The sequence below is a fragment of the Pantoea sp. Ap-870 genome, assembly GCF_011752515.1.
Taxonomy (GTDB): domain Bacteria; phylum Pseudomonadota; class Gammaproteobacteria; order Enterobacterales; family Enterobacteriaceae; genus Pantoea; species Pantoea dispersa.
In genome coordinates this window covers 132,141-154,633 of record NZ_VWXG01000006.1, presented here as the reverse complement: position 1 = coordinate 154,633, position 22,493 = coordinate 132,141, and the positions used below count along the sequence as shown (strand labels likewise).

The 22,493-nt window shown below is 59.0% G+C and carries 20 protein-coding genes; 15 read left to right on the top strand and 5 right to left on the bottom strand.

The window, feature by feature from the left end; all coding sequences use genetic code 11:
* The first annotated feature begins 114 nt into the window (after positions 1-114).
* From fruB to fruA, 3 genes are read left to right on the top strand one after another with little or no spacing between them, the layout of a single operon-like run.
* Positions 115-1,245, top strand: a complete 1,131-nt coding sequence (gene fruB / locus F3J41_RS15820; protein WP_166711737.1) for a fused PTS fructose transporter subunit IIA/HPr protein — start codon at positions 115-117, stop codon at positions 1,243-1,245.
* Positions 1,242-2,180 carry a 1-phosphofructokinase gene (gene fruK, locus F3J41_RS15815; protein WP_021509266.1) on the top strand — a complete coding sequence of 313 codons (939 nt, stop codon included), beginning with the start codon at positions 1,242-1,244 and terminating at the stop codon, positions 2,178-2,180. The genes fruB and fruK overlap by 4 nt, the downstream gene beginning before the upstream one ends.
* A gap of 16 nt (positions 2,181-2,196) precedes the next feature.
* Positions 2,197-3,894, top strand: a complete 1,698-nt coding sequence (gene fruA / locus F3J41_RS15810; protein WP_058769933.1) for a PTS fructose transporter subunit IIBC — start codon at positions 2,197-2,199, stop codon at positions 3,892-3,894.
* A 69-nt stretch (positions 3,895-3,963) separates the two neighbouring features.
* On the opposite strand, the gene nfo is transcribed toward fruA, so the two are convergent.
* Positions 3,964-4,809 (bottom strand): deoxyribonuclease IV, encoded by an 846-nt coding sequence (gene nfo / locus F3J41_RS15805; RefSeq protein WP_058775787.1) that lies wholly within the window; start codon positions 4,807-4,809, stop codon positions 3,964-3,966.
* A gap of 56 nt (positions 4,810-4,865) precedes the next feature.
* Positions 4,866-5,912 (bottom strand): YeiH family putative sulfate export transporter, encoded by a 1,047-nt coding sequence (locus F3J41_RS15800; protein WP_166711735.1) that lies wholly within the window; start codon positions 5,910-5,912, stop codon positions 4,866-4,868.
* Between the two features lie 106 nt (positions 5,913-6,018).
* Here F3J41_RS15800 and F3J41_RS15795 point away from each other — a divergent pair, with 106 nt between their 5' ends.
* The 5 genes from F3J41_RS15795 to F3J41_RS15775 all read left to right on the top strand — a co-directional run bounded on the left by F3J41_RS15795 (position 6,019) and on the right by F3J41_RS15775 (position 11,121).
* Positions 6,019-6,396, top strand: coding sequence for a YkvA family protein (locus F3J41_RS15795; RefSeq protein ID WP_058757253.1), 378 nt, complete (start codon positions 6,019-6,021; stop codon positions 6,394-6,396).
* Positions 6,397-6,405: 9 nt separating this feature from the next.
* Entirely contained in the window at positions 6,406-7,272 is an 867-nt protein-coding gene (gene yieE / locus F3J41_RS15790; protein ID WP_058775786.1) for a DNA-binding transcriptional regulator YeiE, read from the top strand.
* Between the two features lie 136 nt (positions 7,273-7,408).
* A complete protein-coding gene (locus F3J41_RS15785) occupies positions 7,409-8,875 on the top strand; it encodes an amino acid permease (protein WP_021509272.1) in 1,467 nt (488 codons plus the stop codon).
* A 378-nt stretch (positions 8,876-9,253) separates the two neighbouring features.
* A complete protein-coding gene (locus tag F3J41_RS15780) occupies positions 9,254-10,333 on the top strand; it encodes an iron ABC transporter permease (RefSeq protein WP_058757255.1) in 1,080 nt (359 codons plus the stop codon).
* Positions 10,333-11,121, top strand: a complete 789-nt coding sequence (locus F3J41_RS15775) for an ABC transporter ATP-binding protein (protein ID WP_166711733.1) — start codon at positions 10,333-10,335, stop codon at positions 11,119-11,121. Before F3J41_RS15780 ends, F3J41_RS15775 begins: the two co-directional genes overlap by 1 nt.
* A gap of 47 nt (positions 11,122-11,168) precedes the next feature.
* Here F3J41_RS15775 and fghA read toward each other — a convergent pair whose 3' ends face one another.
* Genes fghA through F3J41_RS15760 form a run of 3 tightly spaced genes read right to left on the bottom strand, consistent with a single transcriptional unit; the run spans position 11,169 to position 14,105 of the window.
* A complete protein-coding gene (gene fghA, locus F3J41_RS15770; protein WP_166711731.1) occupies positions 11,169-12,011 on the bottom strand; it encodes an S-formylglutathione hydrolase in 843 nt (280 codons plus the stop codon).
* Between the two features lie 12 nt (positions 12,012-12,023).
* Positions 12,024-13,148 (bottom strand): S-(hydroxymethyl)glutathione dehydrogenase/class III alcohol dehydrogenase, encoded by a 1,125-nt coding sequence (locus tag F3J41_RS15765; protein WP_021509276.1) that lies wholly within the window; start codon positions 13,146-13,148, stop codon positions 12,024-12,026.
* Between the two features lie 45 nt (positions 13,149-13,193).
* On the bottom strand, positions 13,194-14,105 hold the full coding sequence (locus F3J41_RS15760) for a LysR family transcriptional regulator (protein ID WP_058757258.1): 912 nt from the start codon (positions 14,103-14,105) through the stop codon (positions 13,194-13,196).
* Positions 14,106-14,208: 103 nt separating this feature from the next.
* Between F3J41_RS15760 and F3J41_RS15755 the strand changes: the two genes are divergently transcribed.
* The 7 genes from F3J41_RS15755 (at position 14,209) to mglC (ending at position 22,451) form a co-directional block, all read left to right on the top strand.
* Positions 14,209-15,339, top strand: coding sequence for a YbfB/YjiJ family MFS transporter (locus F3J41_RS15755; protein ID WP_166711729.1), 1,131 nt, complete (start codon positions 14,209-14,211; stop codon positions 15,337-15,339).
* 124 nt (positions 15,340-15,463) lie between these two features.
* Positions 15,464-16,129 (top strand): GTP cyclohydrolase I FolE, encoded by a 666-nt coding sequence (gene folE / locus F3J41_RS15750; RefSeq protein ID WP_021509279.1) that lies wholly within the window; start codon positions 15,464-15,466, stop codon positions 16,127-16,129.
* Between the two features lie 54 nt (positions 16,130-16,183).
* A complete protein-coding gene (gene yeiB, locus F3J41_RS15745) occupies positions 16,184-17,344 on the top strand; it encodes a DUF418 domain-containing protein YeiB (RefSeq protein ID WP_166711727.1) in 1,161 nt (386 codons plus the stop codon).
* Between the two features lie 141 nt (positions 17,345-17,485).
* Positions 17,486-18,526, top strand: a complete 1,041-nt coding sequence (gene galS / locus F3J41_RS15740) for an HTH-type transcriptional regulator GalS (RefSeq protein WP_021509281.1) — start codon at positions 17,486-17,488, stop codon at positions 18,524-18,526.
* 308 nt (positions 18,527-18,834) lie between these two features.
* A complete protein-coding gene (mglB, locus tag F3J41_RS15735) occupies positions 18,835-19,830 on the top strand; it encodes a galactose/glucose ABC transporter substrate-binding protein MglB (RefSeq protein ID WP_021509282.1) in 996 nt (331 codons plus the stop codon).
* 71 nt (positions 19,831-19,901) lie between these two features.
* Complete coding sequence (mglA, locus tag F3J41_RS15730) at positions 19,902-21,422, top strand: galactose/methyl galactoside ABC transporter ATP-binding protein MglA (protein WP_021509283.1); 1,521 nt, start codon at positions 19,902-19,904, stop codon at positions 21,420-21,422.
* A gap of 18 nt (positions 21,423-21,440) precedes the next feature.
* Complete coding sequence (gene mglC / locus F3J41_RS15725) at positions 21,441-22,451, top strand: galactose/methyl galactoside ABC transporter permease MglC (protein ID WP_021509284.1); 1,011 nt, start codon at positions 21,441-21,443, stop codon at positions 22,449-22,451.
* Positions 22,452-22,493: the final 42 nt, after the last annotated feature.

The following is a 22,493-nucleotide window of genomic DNA, read 5'->3' as shown; positions in this document are numbered from 1 at the left end:
GTACCATATTCCCTGAAACGTTTCAGCGTTGTCCTCCCGGCTAAGTCCGTGTCGCACAGCGTATTTTTTCGCCATCAGGCTGAAACGATTCACTTTCAGCAAGCGAGGAGAAATATGTTCCAGCTCGAAGTTCAGGCCATTCACACCGGCGCCAGCGCGTCCGATAAAGAACAGGCCATTCGTCAGGTTGCCGCTGCGCTTACCGCAGCCGGAAATGTGGCCGAAGGCTACGTCGACGGCATGCTGGCGCGCGAACAGCAAACCACCACCTTTCTCGGCAACGGCATCGCCATTCCGCACGGCACCACCGATACCCGCGATCTGGTGCTGAAAACCGGCGTGCAGGTTCATCAGTTCCCGCAGGGCGTGGACTGGGGCGATGGCCAGACAGCATACGTCGCCATCGGCATTGCCGCCAAATCTGACGAGCACCTCGCGCTGCTGCGCCAGCTGACCCACGTATTAAGCGATGACAGCATCGCGGAGCAGCTGAAATCTGCCTCTGCTGAAGAGCTGCGCGCGCTGCTGATGGGTGAAAAGCAGGCCGCTGAATTCCAGTTCGATACGTCGCTGATCGCCACTGACGTGGCCGCCAGCGATCTGATGACGCTGCAGGCGCTGAACGCCGGTCGTCTGCAGGCGGCCGGTGCCGTCGACGCCAGCTTTGTCGCGGACGTCGTCTCGCACGCACCGCTCAGCCTCGGTCAGGGCATCTGGCTGAGCGACAGCACGCACGGCAACCTCAACAGCGCGGTGGCAGTGAGCCGCAGCGCGACGCCGCTGACGCATCAGGGCGAACCGGTAGCGCTGCTGCTGACGGTCGCCGCCACCGATCAGCGCCCGCTTGAGGTGCTGGGCTACCTCAGCAATCTGCTGCTGAACAAGCAGGCTGAACGCCTGCTGAAGGCGGACGCGGCAGGCATTCTCGCGCTGCTGACCAGCGAAGTGGATGAAGCTGCGGACGTCTTAACCGCGGAATTCACCATCCGCAACGAGCACGGTCTGCATGCGCGTCCGGGCACCGCGCTGGTGAGTGTGATCAAGCAGTTCAACAGCGATATCACCGTCACCAATCTCGACGGCAGCGGTAAGCCGGCTAACGGGCGCAGCCTGATGAAGGTGGTCGCGCTGGGCGTGAAGAAAGGCCATCGTCTGCGTTTCACCGCCAGCGGTGACGATGCGCAGCAGGCACTGCACGCTATCGAAGAAGCCATTAATAGCGGTCTGGGCGAGGGGGCAGCATGAGTCGTCGCGTTGCCACTATCACCCTGAACCCGGCGTACGATCTGGTCGGCTACACGCCGGAGATCGAGCGCGGCGAAGTTAACCTGGTCAAAACCACCGGGCTGCACGCTGCGGGTAAAGGCATCAATGTCGCCAAGGTGCTGAAAGATCTCGGCATCGACGTCACCGTCGGCGGCTTCCTCGGCAAAGAGAATCAGGACGGCTTTCAGCAGCTGTTCAGCGAACTCGGCATCGCTAATCGTTTTCAGGTGGTGCAGGGCCGTACCCGCATTAACGTTAAGCTGACGGAAAAAGACGGCGACGTCACCGACCTCAATTTCTCGGGCTTTGACGTCACGCCACAGGACTGGGACCGCTTCACCGCCGACTCGCTGACCTGGCTGGGCCAGTTCGATATGGTGTGCGTCAGCGGCAGCCTGCCAGCCGGCGTTGCGCCGGACGCGTTCACCAAATGGATGAGCGATCTGCGCACCCACTGTCCGTGCATCATTTTTGACAGCAGTCGTGAAGCGCTGGTGGCCGGTCTGAAAGCGGCACCGTGGCTGGTTAAACCCAATCGCCGCGAGCTGGAGATCTGGGCCGGCCGCAAGCTGCCGACGCTGCAGGATGTGATTGACGCCGCGCACCAGCTGCGCGAGCAGGGCATTGCCCACGTGGTGATCTCCCTCGGTGCGGAAGGCGCGCTGTGGGTCAATGCCTCTGGCGAATGGATCGCCAAACCGCCTGCGTGTGAAGTGGTCAGCACCGTAGGCGCCGGAGATTCGATGGTTGGCGGCCTGATTTATGGCCTGCTGATGCGGGAATCCAGTGAACACACGCTGCGTCTGGCGACGGCGGTGGCGGCCATGGCCGTCAGCCAGAGCAACGTCGGCGTGACCGATCGTACCCAGTTGGCCGCGATGATGGCGCGTGTCGACTTACAACCCGTTAACTAACAGCAGGAGAGCGATAATGAAAACGCTGCTGATAAAAGATTCTTCACTCGGCCTGGCATCAGGCCATTTAGCCTCGGAACGTCTGCAGGCGGCGGCAGGGCAGGCGGGACTGACGCTGGTCGACAGCGCCGCGGACGCCGAACTGGTGCTGGTGATTGGCCAGCAGGTTACCGACAACGCGCAGCTCGCCGGCAAGTCCGTTGCCCTCGTGGACGTGCAGCAGGCGCTGCGCGATCCGCAGGCGGCGCTGGCGCTGGCTAAAGATGCGGCGCAACCGTGGCAGCCGGCTGCGGCAACCCCGGCGGCAAGTGCACCGGCGCAGAGCTCCGGGCAGAAACGTATTGTGGCCGTCACTGCCTGTCCGACCGGCGTGGCGCATACCTTCATGGCAGCCGAGGCGATTGAAGCGGAAGCCAGCAAGCGCGGCTGGTGGGTAAAAGTGGAAACCCGCGGCTCAGTCGGCGCCGGCAACCCGATCACCCCGGAAGAAGTGGCGGCGGCCGATCTGGTGATCGTTGCGGCGGATATCGACGTTGACCTGGCGAAATTTGCCGGCAAGCCAATGTACCGCACCTCCACCAGTCTGGCGCTGAAGAAAACCGCACAGGAGCTGGATAAAGCGCAGGCGGAAGCCAAAGTCTGGCAGCCTTCCGGCAACCAGGCGGCAGCCAGCCAGAGCGACAGCAAAGAGAAAGCCGGTGCCTATCGGCATCTGCTGACCGGCGTATCTTATATGCTGCCGATGGTGGTCGCCGGCGGTCTGAGCATTGCGCTGTCATTCGCCTTTGGGATTACCGCGTTTAAAGAGCAGGGCACCTTAGCCGCGGCGCTGATGCAGATCGGTGGCGGCAGCGCCTTTGCGCTGATGGTGCCGGTGCTGGCGGGCTTTATCGCCTTCTCGATTGCTGACCGTCCGGGCCTGACCCCGGGTCTGATTGGCGGCATGATCGCCACCAGCATCAACGCCGGCTTCCTTGGCGGCATCATCGCCGGTTTCATCGCCGGTTACGCCGCGAAACTGCTAAGCAGCAAAGTGAAGCTGCCGCAAAGTATGGAGGCGCTGAAGCCGATTCTGATCATTCCGCTGGTGGCCAGTCTGATTACCGGCCTGCTGATGATTTACGTGGTAGGCAAACCGGTTGCTGGCATCATGAGCGGCCTGACCAGCTGGCTGGCGAACATGGGCACTGCTAACGCGGTCCTGCTGGGCGCGATTCTGGGCGGCATGATGTGTACCGACATGGGCGGTCCGGTGAACAAAGTGGCTTACGCGTTTGGTGTTGGTCTGCTGAGTTCGCAAACCTACGCGCCGATGGCCGCGATTATGGCGGCCGGTATGGTGCCACCGCTGGCGATGGGGCTGGCAACGCTGGTAGCGCGTCGTAAGTTCAATAAAGGTCAGCAGGAGGGCGGTAAAGCCGCGCTGGTACTCGGCCTGTGCTTTATCTCCGAAGGTGCCATTCCGTTTGCGGCGCGTGATCCGATGCGCGTGCTGCCATGCTGTATCGTGGGTGGCGCAGTGACCGGTGCGATCTCCATGGCGATGGGTGCCAAACTGATGGCGCCGCACGGCGGGCTGTTCGTCCTGCTGATTCCAGGCGCCATTACGCCGGTGCTGGGTTACCTGCTGGCGATTGTGATTGGTACGCTGATTGCGGGTCTGGGCTATGCGATTCTGAAACGTCCGGAAGAGGAACTGGCCAAAGCCGCGTAACGGCAGCCAGGAACAACAAAGGGAGCCGCGGCTCCCTTTTTTATTGACGACAGGCCCCGGTGAAACCCGTTACGCCTGCTGCTCGGCCTTCAGCCAGGCAATTTCATCCTTCCAGATATCCGGATTGATGGTTTCGAGAATCATCGGGATACCGTCAAAACGCGCATCCTTCATCAGCCAGCTAAACGCGGTCTTGCCAATGTTGCCCTCGCCGAGGCTGTGATGGCGATCCACGCGGCTGCCGAGCGTGCTTTTGGCATCGTTCAGGTGCATACCGCGCAGATACTGAAAGCCCACCACGCGCTCAAACTCGGCAAAGGTGGCTTCACAGGCAGCTTCGCTGCGTAAATCATATCCGCCAGCGAAGGCGTGGCAGGTGTCGATGCATACGCCGACGCGCGATTTATCCTCGACGTGGTCAATAATCGCCGCGAGGTGTTCAAAGCGGAAACCGAGGTTGCTGCCCTGGCCGGCGGTATTCTCAATCACCGCTACCACGTTGTGGGTTTTATCCAGCGCAATGTTGATCGACTCGGCGATGCGCTTAAGGCAGGCATCTTCATCAATCTGCTGCAGGTGGCTGCCGGGATGGAAGTTGAGCAGCGTCAGACCAAGCTGTTCGGCGCGCTGCATCTCATCGATAAACGCCTCGCGCGATTTCTCCAGCGCGTCCATCACCGGGTGGCCGAGGTTAATCAGATAACTGTCGTGCGGCAGGATTTGCGCGGCGCTAAAGTTGTATTGATCGCAGGCGGTTTTAAAGGCGTCGATCACCTGCGCAGAGAGCGGCGCGGCTTTCCACTGGCGCTGATTTTTAGTGAACAGCGCAAAGGCTGTGGCTTCGATTTCATGGGCACGGATCACTGCCTGGTCTACGCCGCCGGATGCGCTTACGTGTGCGCCGATATATTTCATGCCGCTCTCCTGAATGGGCGATTGCTGATGCAAAACGCCCATGATAGCGGATGCGCTTACGCCATGAAATGTTGCACCAGCACATTCAGTGCGCCGCCGCCGAGAATCAGCCAGATAAACATTAGCAGACCAAGCAGCAGCGGTTTGACGCCCGCCTGCTTCAGCGCGCCAAAACGGGTGGTTAAGCCCAGCGCCGCCATCGCCATCGCCAGCAGCAGATTCGCCAGCTGATTCAGTCCCGCTACCATCGGCGGTGGCAGCAGATGCAGCGAGTTAAACAGCGCCACCACAATAAACAGCAGGGCAAACCACGGAAAGCGGATCGGCTGCTGTGCCTGACGCTGGTGGCTGCGCTGGCGCTGCAGCCAGCTGCCGAGGATCAGCAGAAACGGTGCCAGCATCATCACCCGCAGCATCTTGGCGATCACCGCCGTGTTCTCCGTTTCCGCGCCCATCGCATGGCCAGCCGCCACCACCTGCGCCACTTCGTGTAGCGTCGAGCCGGTAAAGACGCCAAAGTGCTGCGCGCTGACCTGCGGCAGCAGCGTCCAGAGAAACGGGTACAGCACAATGCCGACGGTGCCAAACAGCACCACGGTGGCCACCGCGACCGCCACTTTCGACGGTGCGGCTTTGATCACCGGTTCACTTGCCAGCACCGCTGCCGCACCGCAAATGCTGCTGCCGGCACCAATCAGCCACACGGTTTCGCGATCCATTTTCAGTAAACGGATGCCGATCAGGCAGGTGATCAGAAAGGTTGAGCTCAGCACCAGCACATCAATCAGCACGCCGCTGACGCCGACATCGGCGATCTGCTGCACGGTGATGCGGAAGCCGTAAAGAATGATGCCGAGGCGCAGCAGTCGCTGTTTGGCCAGCAGCACCCCACTGTCGCACGGGGTCGCAACGCGGGGATACAGGCTATTACCCAGCACGATGCCGATAATGATGGCCAGCGTCAGCGCGCCGAATCCCGCGCCAGCCAGCCACGGCTGACTGGCCAGCCACGCGGCACCTGCGGCGATGGCGGCGGTCAGCAGCAGTCCCGGCAGCCAGCGATGAACATGAAAAGGGGTTTTGTTGACGCTTAGTTCAGCCATAATACGCTTCTCCTCAGTGAGGCTTTAGCGTGCGCCTGGCTGGCTTAAAAGTGAAATTGATAATATATTTATAATCAACCGGAATAAGTGATAAGGAAGGGCAACAATGTTCATGCGCTTGCGCCGCTGGGCGAAGCTCATCAAACGGGACGTGCTGACGCTGTGGTTTGCCTGTCGCGATCCGCGTACGCCGTGGTGGTTTAAGCTGCTGGCGTTTGGCATCGTCGCTTATGCGCTCAGCCCCATCGATCTGATTCCGGACTTCATCCCGATTATTGGCCTGCTGGATGACGCGATTATCATCCCGCTCGGCGTGATGATCCTGCTGCGTCTGCTGCCGCGCGACGTGCGCATCAGCAGCGCCGAACGCGCCGAGGTGCAGCGGGCGCGCGGCAAAAAGATCGTCAGCTGGAGCGGCCTGATTCTGATGCTGCTGATCTGGCTGGCGGTGGTGATCTATCTGGTGAAGCGGTACGCCATGTAAGGAGCACGCATGCACATTACGCTGCGTCAGATTGAAGTGTTTACCGAGGTGCTGAAAAGCGGCTCAACTACTCAGGCCTCGCAGGTGCTGGCGCTGTCGCAGTCGGCGGTCAGCGCGGCCCTGGCCGATCTGGAAAGTCAGCTCGGCGTGCAGCTGTTTGATCGCGTCGGCAAACGGCTGGTGCTCAACGAGCACGGCCGGCTGCTCTATCCGCGTGCGGTCGGGCTGCTGGAGCAGGCGATTGAGATCGAACAGCTGTTTAAAGAGGACAACGGAGCGATTCGCCTGTTTGCCAGCAGCACCATCGGCAACTATCTGCTGCCGGGGATGATTGCCGCGTATCGCCGCGATTTTCCCACGCTGCCGCTGGAGCTGAGCGTTGGCAACAGCCAGGACGCCATCAATGCGGTGGCCGATTTTCGCGTCGATATCGGCCTGATTGAAGGGCCGTGCCATGAGCCGGATATCATCAGCGAACCGTGGCTGGAAGATGAACTGGTGGTGTTCGCCGCGCCGGATGCGCCGCTGTTACAGCAGCCAGTGACGCTGGAGACGCTGGCCGCTGCGCCGTGGATCCTGCGCGAGCGCGGTTCCGGTACGCGTGAGATTGTCGATTACCTGCTGCTGTCGCACCTGCCGCAGTTTCAGCTGGGGATGGAGTTAGGCAATTCGGAGGCAATTAAACACGCGGTGCGCCACGGCATGGGCATCAGCTGCTTATCGCGCCGGGTGATTACCGATCTGCTGGAGGCGGGCACGCTGACGGAAGTGCCGGTGCCCCTGCCGCGCCTGACGCGCACCCTGTATCGCATCCATCACCGGCAGAAACATCTGTCGAAAGCGCTGAGCCGCTTCCTCGCCTATTGCCGGGAATAGCTGCTGTCTGCCCTGTGCTGTGGCTAATAATTCCCGGCCGATTATGAAGGTAACTAATAACCCGAGGCGAATGCTATACAGTGCAGGCTTTGCTGCTACAATCGCGCCTTATTTTTATCCAGCATAGCGTTTACACATGCATAATGACTCAAAAACAACACAACAACCTGGGCTGCGCCGTGAATTAAAAGCGCGCCATCTCACCATGATCGCCATTGGCGGTTCTATCGGCACCGGCCTGTTTGTCGCGTCGGGTGCCACTATCTCTCAGGCGGGTCCTGGCGGTGCGTTACTCTCCTACGCGCTGATCGGCCTGATGGTCTACTTCCTGATGACCAGCCTCGGCGAACTGGCGGCGTTTATGCCGGTCTCCGGTTCCTTTGCCACCTACGGCGCCAAATATGTCGAAGAGGGCTTTGGCTTCGCGCTGGGCTGGAACTACTGGTACAACTGGGCGGTGACCATCGCTGTTGACCTCGTCGCCTCACAGCTGGTGATGAACTACTGGTTCCCGGACACGCCGGGCTGGATCTGGAGCGCGCTGTTCCTCGGTCTGATGTTCCTGCTCAACTATATTTCGGTCAAAGGCTTCGGCGAGGCGGAATACTGGTTCTCACTGATCAAAGTCGCCACCGTTATCATTTTTATTGTGGTCGGTGTGCTGATGATTACCGGCATCCTGCGCGGCGCAGAAAATGCTGGCTGGCACAACTGGACGGTGGGAGATGCGCCGTTTGCCGGCGGGTTTGCGGCGATGATTGGCGTGGCGATGATTGTCGGCTTCTCCTTCCAGGGCACCGAACTGATCGGGATTGCCGCCGGTGAATCAGAAGACCCGGCGAAGAATATCCCGCGCGCGGTGCGCCAGGTGTTCTGGCGTATTCTGCTGTTCTATGTGTTCGCGATCCTGATCATCAGCCTGATTCTGCCGTATACCGATCCGCAGCTGTTGCATAACGATGTCACTGATATCAGCGTCAGCCCGTTCACGCTGGTGTTCCAGAATGCCGGTCTGCTGTCCGCGGCGGCGGTGATGAACGCGGTGATCCTGACGGCGGTGCTGTCGGCGGGTAACTCCGGCATGTACGCCTCAACGCGCATGCTGTTTAACCTGGCGCAGGAAGGCAAGGCACCGCGCATTTTTGCGAAACTGTCGAAAGGCGGCGTACCGCGCAATGCCCTGCTGGCGACCACGGTGGTGGCAGCGCTGTGCTTCCTGACCTCGAAATTTGGCAATCAGGAAGTGTACCTGTGGCTGCTGAATACGTCAGGGATGACTGGCTTTATCGCCTGGCTCGGCATTGCTATCAGCCATTATCGCTTCCGCCGCGGCTATGTGGCACAGGGGCTGAATCTGGCCGATCTGCCTTACCGCTCCGGCTTCTTCCCGCTGGGTCCGATGTTTGCGTTCGCGCTGTGTCTGATCATTACGCTGGGGCAGAATTATCAGGCATTTCTCGCCGATCGCATCGACTGGTACGGCGTAGCCGCAACCTATATCGGCATTCCGCTGTTCCTGGTGATCTGGCTGGGCTATAAGCTGACGCGCGGCACCCGCTTCGTGAAATACAGCGAGATGGAATTCCCATCCTTTAAGCAGTAATGCCTGACAACGCGGCCTGGAGGCGGTTTTGCGCGATGAATCGCGCCGCTACAAACCGGTGCAACCCTCTGTAGCGGCGCAATTTATTGCGCTGGCAAACAGGCAGTAATGCCTGACAACGCGGCCTGGTGGCGTTTTTGCGCGATGCATCGTGCCGCTACAAATCGGTGCAACCCTCTGTAGCGGCGCAATTTATTGCGCTGGCAAACAGGCAGTAATGCCTGACAACGCGGCCCCGGCCGCGTTTTTTTGCGATCTATTACGCTATGCAAACCTGGTGCAAACCATTCGGGCTTTGTTACAGAGACAGCATTGATAATTATTATCACCTGCTCTATTGTGGCAGCCGTTATAAGGCGACAGGAAACAGGTAGAACAATGCGTAGTACGGACTCCGCGCTGGTGGCGGAACATGGCACCGAAGCCGATACCCTGACCCGTTATCGTCAGGTTCTGCGTCAGCGACTGCTGCTGATTGGTGTGCTGGTGCTGGCGATCCTCGCTTCAGTTATCCTCGATTTCACCCTTGGCCCGGCCGGCCTGACTCTCGACACGCTGTGGCAAACGCTGCTCCATCCCGCAGCGGTGGACGCCGGCACGCGCGTGATCGTCTGGGACATCCGTCTGCCGTATGCGCTAATGGCGGTGGTGGTCGGCTTTTCACTCGGCCTGGCCGGTGCAGAAATGCAAACCATCCTCAATAACCCGCTGGCCAGCCCGTTTACGCTCGGCGTCTCGTCGGCAGCGGCGTTTGGTGCCGCGCTGGCGATCATTCTCGGCATCGGTATTCCCGGTGTGCCGGACCAGTGGCTGATTTCAGCAAATGCCTTTGTCTTCGCCTTGTTTGCCGCGCTGATGCTGGATGGCATCACGCGCTGGACCAAAGTCTCAACCTCCGGCGTGGTGCTGTTTGGCATCGCGCTGGTGTTCACCTTTAACGCCCTGGTTTCGATGATGCAGTTCATCGCCAGCGAAGATACGCTGCAGGGCCTGGTGTTCTGGACCATGGGCAGTCTGGCGCGTGCCTCATGGGAAAAACTGGGCGTGCTGAGCGCCGCCTTTGCCATCCTGCTGCCGTTCTCCATGCTCAGCAGCTGGAAACTCACGGCGCTGCGCCTTGGTGAAGATCGCGCGGTGAGCTTCGGCATTGATGTGCGGCGTCTGCGGCTGGCGACGCTGTTGCGCATCAGCATTCTCTCGGCGCTGGCGGTGGCATTCGTCGGCCCGATCGGCTTTATCGGCCTGGTCGCGCCGCACATTGCGCGCATGATGTTTGGTGAAGATCACCGCTACTATCTGCCGGCCAGTGCGCTGACCGGCGCGCTGGTGCTGTCACTGGCGTCGGTGGCCTCGAAAAACCTCATTCCCGGCGTCATCATTCCGGTCGGCATCGTCACCTCGCTGGTGGGCGTGCCGTTCTTTCTCAGCATTATTCTGCGGCATCGGGGGACGGTGTGATGGAGCAGGGCTTACGCGTTAGCCACTTTTACGCCGGTTACCCGAAGCGGAACGTCATCGACGATCTCAATGTCACGCAACTGCCACGCGGCAAAATCACCGTGCTGCTGGGGCCCAACGGCTGCGGCAAATCGACGCTGCTGCGCGCGCTGGCCGGTCTGAGCAAAGGGCAGGGCGAGCTGTGGCTCAACGGTGAAGAGCTGATGAGCCAGCCGTTTGCCCGGCGCGCGCAGCGCGTGGTCTATCTGCCGCAGACGCTGCCAGCCGGTGTGCATCTGCACGTGCTGGAGTCGATCATCGTGGCGCAGCGTGCCTCCGGCGGATTACACAGTGCGGCCAGTGAAGCGGAGATCATGCACCTGCTGGAGCAGCTGGGCATTGCCCATCTGGCGATGCGCTACCTCGATCAGCTGTCCGGTGGCCAGAAGCAGCTGGTCGGGCTGGCGCAGTCGCTGATTCGCCGTCCGGAACTGCTGCTGCTGGATGAGCCGCTCAGCGCGCTGGATTTGAATTATCAGTTCCATGTAATGGATTTGGTGCGGCGCGAAACCCGGCTGCGCAATATGGTGACGGTGGTGGTGGTGCATGACATCAATATCGCGCTGCGTCATGCCGATTACGCGCTGATGCTGAAGCAGGGGCAATTACTGGCCGACGGTGTGCCGTCGCAGGTGATTACGCCGGAGACGCTGGCGCAGGTGTATGGCGTGCGCGGCCGCATTGAGCACTGCTCACAGGGCATGCCGCAGGTAATGATTGATGGGCTGGTGGCGGAATCACTGGCCTGACGCCAGACACGTTCTGCCCCTCAGCATCAGAGGGGCAGAGAAGTGCACTACGCCAGTAAATGCCGCGCGTGGAACCGCAGATGGTCCTCCACGAAGCTGGCGATAAAGAAGTAGCTGTGGTCATACCCCGGCTGGATACGCAGCTCCAGCGGGAAGTTCTGCTCGCGCGCCACTGCTTCCAGCCGCTCCGGGCGTAGCTGATCGGCGAGGAACTGATCGCTATCGCCCTGATCGATCAGCACTGGCAGGCGATGTTCAGCGTTCTGCATCAGCAGGCAGCTATCCCACTCGCGCCACGTCTGGCGATCGTCGCCCAGATAGGCGGCAAAGGCTTTCTGTCCCCACGGCACTTCGGTCGGGTTGACGATTGGCGCAAACGCGGACGCCGACGCAAAGCGCCCGCCGAGGCGCAGCGCCAGCACCAGCGCGCCGTGGCCGCCCATCGAATGCCCCATTACCGACTGGCGATCGCTCAGCTTGAAGTTATCCGCCACCAGCGCCGGCAGCTCCTCGCTGAGATAATCGTACATGCGATAATGTGCCGCCCACGGTTGCTGCGTGGCGTTGAGATAAAACCCGGCACCCTGGCCCAGATCGTACCCGCTGTCATTGGCCACTGCATCGCCGCGCGGGCTGGTGTCCGGCATAATCAGCACCAGACCGAGTTCGGCCGCCACGCGCTGCGCACCGGCTTTGGTGGTGAAGTTCTCATCGTTGCAGGTCAGCCCGGCGAGAAACCACACCACCGGCGGTGGCGCGTCGTCGCGCGGCGGTGGCAGAAAAATGCTGAACGTCATCGGGCAGTTGAGCACGGCGGACTGATGACGCCAGCGCTGCTGCCAGCCGCCAAAAATACGGTGTTCTTCCAGCAGCTCCAGAGTGGATGCCATGTCGCCTCCTGCTTATTTATTAAAATGCACCACGGAACGGATCGATTTGCCTTCATGCATCAGCTCAAATGCCTCGTTGATCTCTTCCAGCGGCATGGTGTGGGTGATGAAATCATTCAGCGCAAACTTACCGTCGAGGTAATCCTGCACGATGCCCGGCAGCTGAGTACGTCCTTTCACGCCGCCAAACGCCGACCCGCGCCATACGCGACCGGTAACCAGCTGGAACGGCCGGGTAGAAATCTCTTCGCCGGCACCGGCAACGCCGATAATCACTGATTCGCCCCAGCCTTTATGGCAGCACTCCAGCGCGGAACGCATCACGTTGACGTTACCGATACACTCAAACGAGAAGTCCACGCCGCCGTCGGTCATCTCAACGATAACCTCCTGAATTGGCTTAGCAAAATCTTTCGGATTAACCAGGTCGGTTGCGCCCAGTTTGCGCGCCAGGTCAAACTTGCTGGTATTGATATCAATACCGATGATGCGACCGGCCTTGGCCATTTTCGCCCCAATGATCGCCGACAGGCCAATACCGCCGAGGCCGAAAATCGCCACGGTGTCGCCTTCTTTCACTTTGGCGGTATTCATCACCGCGCCCATGCCGGTGGTCACGCCACAGCCGAGTAGGCACACTTCTTCCAGCGGCGCTTCTTTGCTGATTTTCGCCAGGGAGATTTCCGGTACAACGGTGTACTCAGAGAAGGTCGAGGTGCCCATGTAATGGAAGATTGGCTTGCCGTCTTTGAAGAAGCGGGTGGTGCCGTCGGGCATCAGCCCTTTGCCCTGCGTGGTGCGGATTGCCTGACACAGGTTGGTTTTGCCGGAGAGACAGAATTTACACTTGCCGCACTCTGGCGTGTACAGCGGGATCACGTGATCGCCGACCGCCACGCTGGTAACGCCTTCGCCCACCGCTTCAACCACGCCGCCACCTTCGTGACCGAGAATCGCCGGGAATACGCCTTCCGGATCTTTACCTGACAGGGTGTAAGCATCGGTATGGCACACGCCGGTGGCAACGATGCGCACCAGCACTTCCCCTTTCTGTGGCGGCATCAGATCCACTTCTTCAATCTTTAGCGGTTCGCCAGCAGCCCAGGCCACGGCCGCGCGGGTTTTAATCATGTTCATACAATCCCTCTTCCTGTGATGTCGTGATTGGATAAAAAATAACGCTTACTCAGCGGCCTGCAGCGGATGCAGCAGTTCATCGTTGAGCGGGCGGTCATCAAACATTTCAATAATCAGATACTTCAGCGCCTCAACGTTGGGCGTAAAGGCGTCGCGGCGCCACATCAGCCAGGTGGCCGTGTCGCGCCAGGTCGGCGGCAGGCTGTGCTGCTGCACGCGCGCGCGGGCCGGCATCTGCGCCAGCACCGAGGCGGGAATCATCGCCACGCCGCCGCCACCGGCTACGCAGGCGACCATGGCGTGATAAGACTGAATCTCCATAACGCTGTGCGGTGCGCTCTGGCTGTCGCGATACCAGGACTCCAGCCGGGTGCGGTACGAGCAGCTGTTGCCAAAGGCAAACAGCGTATCGCCCTGCGTATCGCGGGCGCTGTGAATCGGCGCGTGTTCGAGGCTGGTGATTAGCACCATCTCTTCACGAAAGGCGATGCAGCCATTCAGATCGTCATGACTGGCCGGACCGTCCACCAGCGCCGCCGCCAGCGTGCCGGCACGCACTTTATCGATGATATCGCCTGAGGTGCCGGTCACCAGCGACAGCGCGACGTTGGGGAAGCGCTGATGATAGGCGGCCAGCAATCCCGGCAGGCGAGTGGCGGCGGTGCTCTCCATCGAACCGAAGGCAAAGTTACCACCGGGTTCACCGGCGCGCGCCATGTTCAGCGCCTCGTCGCTCAACGCCAGAATGCGCTGCGCATAATTGAGGAAATTGTGGCCCATCGGCGACAAACGAATGCGCTGCTTCTCACGAATAAACAGATCGACGCCGATTTCTTCTTCCAGCTGTCGCAGTCGCGTGGTGAGATTAGACGGCACGCGATGCAGCATTTCGGCAGCGCGCGCCAGTGAGCCGGTTTCGGCCACGGAACAGAACATGCGGAGCTGTACTAAATCCATATTCTCTTCTCGTAAACAACTTGGTTAATATTATTCACTTTTCGTGAGTCTAAACGTCATGCATGCTGCTGACAAGTGATAATCCAATCGATCCGGAGTCAGAATGGCGTGGCGAGTCGCGCTTAGCGCGTTTTTAAGTTTAGTGGTTGCAATGGGGATTGGGCGATTTGCGTTTACCCCGCAGGTGCCGCTGATGATTCACGACGGTCAGCTCACGCTCGCCAGCGCCAGCCTGGTCGCGGCGCTGAACTATCTCGGTTATCTGGCCGGATCGTTTGACGCGATGCGCGCGCAGCGGCACGTGGAGTGGCGGCTGCAGCTGGGCGTCTGGGGTGCTGTCGCGCTGACGCTGCTGTCCGCCTGTATCAGCGGGCCGTGGCTGCACGCGGTGGTGCGTTTCCTGATCGGCGTCGCCAGCGGCTGGGCAATGGTGCTGGTGGCAGCATGGAGCAATGAGCAACTGCTGCATCACGGCCGGCCGGGCCTGTCGGCAGCGGTATTTGCCGGTCCCGGCACCGGCATCTTCATCAGCGGCATGCTGGCGGTACTGCTGCACGCCAGCGGCGTGAGCGCGGCGTTTGCCTGGGCGGCGTACGGTGTGCTGGCGCTGCTGCTGATTGCCGCGATTGCGCGCTTCCTGCCGCGCAGCGGACAGCTGCATCGCCCGCAACAGGCCGCCGCACCGCTGCTGCTGACGCGTGATCTGAAGCGTCTGATCCTCAGCTACAGCCTCGCCGGCTTTGGCTATATTCTGCCCGCCACCTTCCTGTCGCAAATGGCGGCGGCGCGCTTCCCTGATAGCGCTTTTGCGCAGTTTGTCTGGCCGGTGTTTGGCGGCGCGGCGGTGATCGGCATCGTGCTGGGAATCGTGACGCGCCACTGGGGCAGCAGCCATCGGCGGCTGGCGCTGGTGCTGTGGGCGCAGGCGCTGGGCGTGATCGCCGCCATCGTACTGCCGGGCATTAACGGTCTGCTGCTGGCGGCGCTGCTGATTGGCGGCGGCTTTCTCTGCGTGGTGCAGCTGTCGCTGCAGTACAGCCGGGAGCTGGCACCGCACCACGCGCGCTATCTCGCCGGCCTGCTCACGACCGGTTATGCCATCGGACAGCTCGGTGGGCCGCTGCTGTCCTGGATTTCCAGCCTGCTGTGGCACCGGCTCGATCCGGCGCTGTGGGTGGCCGGAGGCGGGTTGCTGCTGGCGGGGGCGCTGGTGATGCGGCGATCGCCCACCTGAAACGCTTTCATTTCCAATCGGATTGATTGCTGGATTAAGCGCGCGTTGTGTTTCACAATACGCGCTCAGAATTTCCCCCGCAGGCGCAGACCTGCGGGCGCATCACCTGCCGGAGAAGAGTACGATGAGCACCTTAAGTCAGGAAGCCGCCCTGGTTCACGAAGCACTGCTGGCGCGTGGCCTGGAAACGCCATTACGCGCCCCGGTGCGCGACATGGACGACGCGTCACGCAAGCGCGAGATCGCCGGCCACATGACCCAGATTATGCAGCTGCTGAATCTGGACCTGGAAGACGACAGCCTGATGGAGACGCCGCACCGCATCGCCAAGATGTATGTCGACGAAATATTTTCAGGTCTGGATTACGCCAACTTTCCGAAAATCACCGTCATCGAAAACAAGATGAAGGTGGACGAAATGGTCACCGTGCGTGATATCACCCTGACCAGCACCTGTGAACACCACTTCGTGATCATCGACGGCAAAGCCACCGTGGCCTATATCCCTAAAGACAAGGTAATTGGCCTGTCGAAGATCAACCGTATCGTACAGTTCTTCGCCCAGCGTCCGCAGGTGCAGGAGCGTTTGACCCAGCAGGTGCTGGTGGCGCTGCAAACCCTGCTGGGCACCAATAACGTGGCGGTGTCGATCGATGCGGTGCACTACTGCGTGAAAGCGCGCGGCGTCAAAGATGCGACCAGCGCGACCACCACCACTTCACTCGGCGGATTGTTCAAATCGAGCCAGAACACGCGTCAGGAGTTCCTGCGCGCGGTACGCCACAGCTAAGCAGCACGGGCGGCGTCGTTGTCGCCCGTGTTCCTCTCATCGTCAGGGCACTCGATGCAACGCTATCTCGCGCTGGATTTCATTCGTGGTTGCGCCATTCTCGGCATATTGCTGCTGAATATCGTCGGCTTTGGTCTGCCCTCGGCGGCCTATCTCAATCCGGCCTGGCAGGGTGAAGCCTCCGTTTCTGATGCCTGGACCTGGGCAATCATGGATGGCCTGGCACAGCTAAAATTCCTGACGCTGTTTGCGCTGCTGTTTGGTGCCGGGCTGGCACTGCAAGTGCCGCGCGGCAGTCGCTGGATCTCCTCGCGCTTAACGCTGCTGGTCTTCATCGGGTTCATCCACGCGGTGTTCCTGTGGGAAGGCGACATCCTGCTGGATTATGGCCTGATTGGGTTGATTGTCTGGCGCATGCTGCGTGAAGTGCCGTCGGAGCGGGCGCTATTACATACCGGCGTGCTGCTCTATCTGGTGGGCTGTGCCGTGCTGCTGGTGTTTGGCGTCATCTCCAGTCCGCAGCCGACGCGTTCGTGGCTGCCGGGCGCGGCAGATCTGGAGTATGAGAGCTACTGGAAACTGGTCGGCGGCTGGGAAGCGGTGCAGAATCGCCTCGAACACCTGTCATCCGGCCTGATGGCGCTGGCTTCGCAGTATGGCTGGCAGCTGGCCGGGCTGATGCTGATCGGTGCCGCGTTGATGCGCAGCGGCTGGCTGAGCGGCCAGTTTAGTCTGCAACACTACCGACGCGCGGCGGCGCTGTTGCTCACCATCGGCTGGCTGATTGCCATACCCGGCGTGCTGGCACAATGGCTGCTACAGTGGGAATTTCGCTGGAGCGGCTTTTTCCTGCAGGTGCCACGCGATCTTGCCAGTCCGTTTATCAGCCTTGGCTACGCTGCACTCTGTCTCGGTTACTGGCCGGCCATCGCCGCCACGCGGATCAGTTACGCCATTCAGTGCGTCGGACGCATGGCGCTGAGCAATTATCTGCTGCAGACGCTAATCTGCACCACGCTGTTCTACCGCTTCGATCTGTTCCTCAAATTTGACCGCCTGCAACTACTGGCTTTTGTACCGGCTATCTGGCTGGTCAATATTCTGTTCTCCGTGCTGTGGCTGCGCGTCTTCCCGCAGGGACCGATGGAGTGGGTCTGGCGCCGGCTGACGCAGCTCGCCGCCGGAAAAGTGGATAACGCGTCCGCCGGCAGATAATGATGTTCATCACAAAGGTTGCATAATTGTATGTAACCGTTTTCATCCGTGTGACGTAATTCACGCAGCTGTTTCCGATGCCCTGACAGAATAGCGCCGTTACGCGCCAGTCGCGCATTTTCTCCTCTGTGGAACAACTGCATGATAACGATTCGTGATGTCGCCCGTCAGGCCGGGGTTTCCGTTGCCACCGTGTCGCGGGTGCTCAATAACAGCAGTGCAGTCACCTCTGATACCCGCGAAGCCGTGCTGCAGGCGGTTGAATCGCTCGGCTACCGGCCGAATGCCAACGCGCAGGCGCTGGCTACCCAGGTGAGTGATACCATCGGCGTGGTGGTCATGGACGTTTCCGATCCCTTCTTTGGTGCGCTGGTTAAAGCGGTGGATACCGTGGCGCAGCGCATGCACAAGCATGTGCTCATCAGCAATTCGTGGCATCAGGAAGAGAAAGAGCGCCATGCCATTGAGGTGCTGATCCGCCAGCGCTGCAACGCGCTGGTGGTACACGCGAAAACGCTTACAGACGCGGAGCTGGCCCGGTTTATGGACCAGGTTCCCGGTATGGTATTGATTAATCGTACTATTCCCGGTTACGAGCACCGCTGCGTCTGCCTTGATAATGTCACCGGGGCGCAGGTAGCGACGCGCATGCTGTTACAGCAGGGCCATCAGCGCATTGGTTACCTCAGCTCCAGCCATCCGATTGAGGACGTGGCGCAGCGCCGCGACGGCTGGCTGCAGGCGCTGGCGGAGCAGGGCATCCGCCCGCCGGAGGGCTGGATTGCGCATGCCGAACCGGACATGCAGGGCGGTGAAGCCGCGATGGTGGAACTGCTGGGGCGCAATCTGCACCTCACTGCGGTGTTCTCCTATAACGATGGCATGGCGGCCGGTGCGCTCACCGCGCTGAAAGATAACGGTATTCAGGTGCCGCAGCATTTCTCTGTCATCGGCTTCGATGACATCCCCATTTCCCGTTACACCGACCCGCAACTGACCACGGTGCGCTATCCCATTGTTTCTATGGCGAAACTGGCGACTGAGCTGGCCCTGCAGGGCGCAGCAGGCACGCTCGATCCGCACGCCGCGCACTGCTTCATGCCTACGCTGGTGCGGCGCCATTCGGTGGCGCAGCGGCAAATTGTGGAGTCGGTCACTAATTCAGGCGATAGCGCCGTGTAACCGTTTCCAATCTGTGATTGTATTCACAGTTAATTAACATGGCGCTCACTATGATGGCAGCGTCTTACCGGACTGAAACATTATGTAACGCCGGGCTTTCCTTCCCCGGTCTGGTTTCAGTAGCCGATTGAAATGGTTCACAACACACTTCAGGAAGCGTTTACCTACAGGGAAGTCAGGATAGCGATGGTGGTCCGGCTTGGTAGCAGCGCCTGCCCCATAAAAAATAGCGTTTCAACCGACTGCGCTGTCTGCCCGCAGGCAATACGGCGCGATGAAATACCCTGCATAAAAAAACCGGAGATACCATGAATAAGAAGGTTTTCACGCTCACAGCACTGGTTGCCAGCATGATGTTTGGTGCAACTGCGCACGCCGCCGATACCCGCATTGGCGTGACAATTTATAAATATGACGACAACTTCATGTCGATGGTGCGCAAAGACATCGAAAAAGAGGCGAAAGCCGTTGGCGGCATTCAGCTGCTGATGAACGACTCACAGAACGACCAATCCAAACAGAACGACCAGATTGACGTGCTGATGGCGAAAGGCGTGAAAGCGCTGGCTATCAACCTGGTGGATCCGGCTGCTGCGGCAGTGGTGATCGACAAAGCGCGCTCGAACGACGTGCCGGTGGTGTTCTTCAACAAAGAGCCTAACGCGAAAGTGCTGGCCAGCTACGACAAAGCTTACTATGTCGGTACCGACTCCAAAGAGTCCGGCATCAAGCAGGGTGAGCTGATCGAGAAACACTGGAAAGCCACGCCAGCCTGGGATCTGAACAAAGATGGTCAGATTCAGTTCGTGCTGCTGAAAGGTGAACCGGGCCATCCGGACGCTGAAGCGCGTACCAAATACGTCATCGAAACCCTGAACAAAGACGGCATCAAAACCCAGCAGCTAGCGATGGATACCGCAATGTGGGATACCGCGCAGGCGAAAGACAAAGTTGACGCCTGGCTGTCTGGCCCGAACGCCAACAAAATTGAAGTGATCATCGCGAACAACGATGCGATGGCGATGGGTGCGGTTGAAGCGCTGAAGGCGCACAACAAAACCAGCATTCCGGTATTTGGTGTAGACGCCCTGCCAGAAGCGCTGGCGCTGGTGAAATCCGGTGCGATGGCCGGTACCGTGCTGAACGATGCGGAAAACCAGGCGAAAGCCACGCTGGACATTGCTAACAACCTGGCCAATGGCAAAGAGCCAACCGCAGGTACCAACTTCAAGATGGATGGCAAAGTAGTACGTGTACCGTACGTACCGGTTGATAAAGAAAACCTGTCGCAGTTTGTGAAGTAATTCGTCCCGGGCGCGGCTTTTCTGCCGCGCCTTATTGCATCTGACCAACGCTTTTTTTAGCCAGGTAAATTATGGCCAGTGAGAATCCGACCACACAGCGAGAATATCTGCTGGAGATGACGAATGTCTCGAAATCATTTCCAGGGGTGAAAGCCTTAGATAATGTGAATTTAAAAGTGCGGCCGCACTCCGTCCATGCCTTAATGGGTGAAAACGGCGCCGGTAAATCCACTTTATTAAAATGCCTGTTTGGGATTTATAAAAAGGATACGGGGAGCATCCTGTTTCAGGGTGAGGAAATAGATTACAAATCCTCCAAAGAGGCGCTGGAAAATGGCGTTTCAATGGTGCATCAGGAATTAAATCTGGTGCTGCAGCGCAACGTGATGGACAACATGTGGCTGGGGCGCTATCCGCGCAAAGGTCCGTTTGTCGATCAGGATAAAATGTATCGTGATACCAAAGCGATCTTTGATGAATTAGATATTGATATCGATCCGCGCGATAAAGTCGCGACGCTTTCGGTATCGCAAATGCAGATGATTGAAATCGCCAAGGCGTTTTCCTATGACGCGAAAATCGTCATTATGGATGAGCCCACGTCATCGCTGACCGAAAAAGAAGTTAACCACCTGTTCACCATTATCCGTAAGCTGAAAGATCGCGGCTGCGGTATTGTTTATATTTCGCATAAAATGGAAGAGATTTTCCAGCTGTGCGATGAGATCACCATTCTGCGTGACGGCCAGTGGATTGCCACTCAGCCGCTGGAAGGGCTGGACATGGACAAGATCATCGCCATGATGGTCGGCCGTTCACTCAACCAGCGCTTCCCGGACAAAACTAACGTGCCGGGTGAAGTGATTCTTGAGGTGCGCAATCTGACCTCGCTGCGCCAGCCATCGATCCGTGATATCTCGTTTGACCTGCACAAAGGCGAGATTCTCGGGATTGCCGGTCTGGTGGGCGCCAAGCGTACTGACATTGTGGAAACCTTATTTGGTATCCGTGAGAAGTCGGGCGGCACCATTAAACTGCACGGCAAAGCGATTAATAACCACAGCGCCAACGAGGCCATCAACCATGGTTTTGCGCTGGTGACGGAAGAGCGGCGTTCCACCGGGATTTATGCCTACCTGGATATTGGTTTTAACTCGCTCATTTCCAATATCAAGAAATATAAATCCAGTATGGGTCTGCTGGATAATAAACGCATGAAAAGCGATACCCAGTGGGTCATTGATGCCATGCGGGTGAAAACGCCCGGCCATCATACCCAAATTGGATCGCTCTCCGGCGGTAACCAGCAAAAAGTCATTATTGGTCGCTGGTTATTGACGCAGCCGGAAATACTGATGCTTGATGAACCGACGCGCGGTATTGACGTCGGCGCTAAATTCGAGATTTATCAGCTGATCTCGGAGCTGGCGAAAAAAGAAAAGGGCATCATTATTATCTCTTCTGAAATGCCAGAGCTGCTGGGCATTACCGACCGTATTTTGGTAATGAGTAATGGTCAGGTAGCGGGCATTGTCGATACTAAAACGACCTCGCAGAATGAAATCCTGCGTTTAGCGTCATTACACCTTTAATGAAGCAAGGGCTTTAACATGAAAGCGACTACTAAAAAGAATGCGCTAACCTGGTTAAAAGAGGGCGGCATTTATGTTGTCCTGTTGGTACTGCTGGCGATTATTATTTTCCAGGATCCGACCTTTTTAAGCCTGATGAACCTGAGTAACATTCTGACTCAGTCATCGGTCCGTATTATTATCGCCCTCGGCGTAGCCGGTCTGATCGTGACTCAGGGCACCGACCTGTCGGCAGGGCGCCAGGTGGGTCTGGCGGCGGTGGTGGCGGCAACGCTGCTGCAGTCGATGGATAACGCCAACAAGGTGTTCCCGCATCTGGAAACCGTGCCGATTCCGCTGGTGATTCTGACCGTGTGCATCATCGGTGGCGTGATTGGTCTGGTTAACGGCGTGATCATCGCTTACCTGAAGGTGACGCCGTTTATCACCACGCTGGGCACCATGATCATCGTTTACGGCATCAACTCGCTGTACTACGACTTCGTGGGCGCTTCACCGATTGCCGGATTTGACGCTGGCTTCTCGAAGTTTGCCCAGGGCTTCCTGCGCTTCGGCGACTTCAAGCTGTCGTTCATCACCTTCTATGCGATTATCGCCATCGTGTTCGTCTGGATCCTGTGGAATAAAACCCGCTTCGGTAAAAACATTTTTGCTATCGGCGGTAACCCGGAAGCGGCGAAAGTCTCTGGCGTTAACGTTCCGCTTAACCTGATCCTGGTGTATGCGCTGTCTGGTGTGTTCTATGCCTTCGGCGGGATGCTGGAAGCGGGCCGTATCGGCAGCGCCACCAACAACCTCGGCTTTATGTATGAGCTGGATGCGATTGCAGCCTGCGTGGTGGGCGGCGTGTCGTTCGCTGGCGGGGTAGGTACCGTCGCGGGTGTGGTGACCGGTGTAATCATCTTCACCGTCATCAACTACGGTCTGACCTACATCGGCGTGAACCCGTACTGGCAGTACATCATCAAGGGCGGCATCATCATCTTCGCCGTGGCGCTTGATTCGCTGAAATACGCGCGTAAGAAATAGCAGAGAACAAGGTCAACCATCAGGGCTGCGGCAACGCGGCCC